The following is a 2,525-nucleotide window of genomic DNA, read 5'->3' on the forward strand; positions in this document are numbered from 1 at the left end:
CCTGCTCGGCGGTTTCCCGTTCGGTGGCCGCCCGGATGACGGGGACGAGATCCGCCCACATTGTCTCCCGGATGCTGCGCACGGCCAGCGGCGCGGCGGCGGTGATCTCACCGGCCAGCGCCACCGCGGCCTCCCGCAGCTCGGTGTTCGGCACGAGCCGGTCGGCGAGGCCGATGGCGAACGCCTCCTGCCCACCGACCCGGCGACCGGTGTAGAGCAGGTCGAGCGCCTTCTGCCGGCCGACGACCGCCGGCAGGGTCACCGAGATGCCAAAGCCCTGGTGCAGCCCGATCCGGGAGAAGTTCGCCGCGAAGCGGCTGTCCGGGCTCGCGACCCGGAAATCCGCGGACAGCGCGAGCCCCAGCCCGCCGCCGACCGCGCTGCCCTGCACCGCGGCCACGACCGGTATCGGGGAGGCGAATAGCCGTAGCGCCTCGCGGTAAAGGGCCGGCGCCCCCTCATCCGCCGAAATCGCCTCGGCCGCACTCGCGCCGGAGAAGTCGGCTCCGGCGCAGAAGTTCCTGCCCTGGGAGCACAGCACGACGGCACGGACGTCGGAGTCGGCGTCGAGCTTGTCATAGATGTCGGCGAGGGTCTGGATCAGACGCACTTCGAAGAAGTTGTGCGGCGGACGGCGGACCTCGACGACGGCGACGTGGCCGGGCAGGGTGTGTACCGCGATGTCTTCGGACTCGCTCATGATGATCCTCCGTCGGGTCGTCCGTGCTGGTGCCGGCGGTCCGCCGTGCCGGCGAGGTCTCCATCCGTCCGACATCGTCCATCCTGACCGAAAACGCCTCGCGGGTCGCGTCAGCGGCCGGGGGCCGGGGGCCGGCCAGAAGGTCGCGAGCGGAATCGGGGAGTCCGCCGGGACTGAGGAACCGAGGACGACGTCGGTGGGGGTGATGGCGCTCGCGTAGCTGTACGGCCCGCCCAGCGTGCCGAGATCGGTGAAGCGGCCGTTGCGCCAACGGAACGCGTGCCCGTTCGCCGTGCCGGCGACGGTTCCCCGGTCGTTGATGGCGGTCACCTCGAGGTCGCCGGTGGGCACGCTAATGGTCGCGCGCTGGCCGTGCTGCCAGACGAATGCACGGCTCGACGAGCCGCGGCTCCGGACGAGGACCTGGCCGACGTTGTTGATACCGATCGCCGAGGAATCGGTGTCGCCGGGGAGCGTGCCGAGGTCGATCAGACGACCGCGTTCCCAGCGGAAGGCGTGGGTGTGACCGTCGGCCGTGTCGCTGTAGCCCACGATCTGCCCGGCGTCGTTCGCGGCCACCGCGGAACTCGACGGGCCGCCGAGGGTACCCAGGTCGTGCAGGGTGCCTCTCCTCCAGAGGAAGGCGTGGGACGGGCCGGCGGCGGTGTCACTGCTGCCGGCGATGGCACCGGCGCTGGTGACCGCGACGGCGGAGCTGCCCGGGCCGCCGAGCGTACCCAGATCCTGCAGGTGGCTGTCCGCCCACCGGAAGGCATGGAACGTACCAGCGTTGGTGGTGCTGGTGCCGACGATGACCCCGGCGCAGTTGACCGCCGCCGCGGTGCTGCTGTAGCCGCCGGCCGTTTGGGTGCCGCCGAGGTAGCCCAGACGCTGGGGCTGGGGGTTTCTGTGTTCCAGCCGGAACGCCTGCCGGTCGTAGTGGCTGACGAAATCGCCGATGACTACGCCGTCCTCGGTCACCGTCTTCGGTGCCGTGCTGCCGTTGAGGACATGCACGGTGCCGTCGCGCCAGAGGAAGCCCGTGGTGCTGTACGCGCCGCTGACCCAGTAACCGGCGTAGAGCCCGCGGCTGTTGCCACTGGTCAGCCAGCCGGGACTGCCTGGTCCGGGGATGCCGACCCCGGCCGGCGTCGTCTGGTGTGGGTCAGGTCGTGGTCCTGGAACCGGCGCCGCCAGCGCCGCGGGAAGCCCGGTGAGAGACACGGGAAGCCCGGTGAGGGACAACGGTGCGGTGGTTCCGGCCATGACCGCCAGGTGTACGAATGTTCTCCGGTTGCTCGGCACGGCCGACCTCCCTGGTCAGGCCTTCCCGACCGTCGTCGTGGCCGCCGGGGCGCCATAGCACGGGTTCGGTCGCCAGGATCCTGGCAACGGATCGGGTCGGGATGGCTGGACGGAGGACCAGCCGGCACTCCGCCGATTGATTACCAACTGAAGTTGGATGGTGTCGAACTATAGCCATCTCGTCAATGAATGACACGCCCCGCCTGCGGCCGCGAGGCGCGGAATGTCGCGGGCGCCGGCCGGTGAGCGGCGCGCTGACGTGGGCGTCAGCCGACTCCACCAGATGGCGCGGACGGCTCAGGACACCGTGATGCCGAGTTTCATACCCAGCGACTCGTGGTTGCCGACCGGGCAGTCCAGCTGGTAAGTACCCGGCTGCAGGGTCACCGTGAGGTCCTCGGACTCACCCTGTGCGAGGTCCTTCGTCGTGGCCTCGCGCAGGCCGGGCCCCTCGATCCTCAGCGCGTGCGTCACGTGGACGGCCGGTGGGGTCAGCCGCGCCTCGTCGCCGGGACCAGCT

Annotated in this window: 1 protein-coding gene and 1 pseudogene; both read right to left on the minus strand. The window is 70.7% G+C overall.

Annotation, left to right across the window (positions count from 1 at the left end; genetic code table 11):
- Nucleotides 1-1,966 (minus strand): enoyl-CoA hydratase-related protein (locus ACY45C_RS19805; protein ID WP_462189063.1); only part of this gene is annotated, 1,966 nt, incomplete at its 3' end.
- A 336-nt stretch (nucleotides 1,967-2,302) separates the two neighbouring features.
- Nucleotides 2,303-2,525, minus strand: a pseudogene (locus ACY45C_RS19810) (hypothetical protein); the annotation flags it as partial.

The sequence above is a fragment of the Frankia sp. CcWB2 genome (assembly GCF_977927585.1).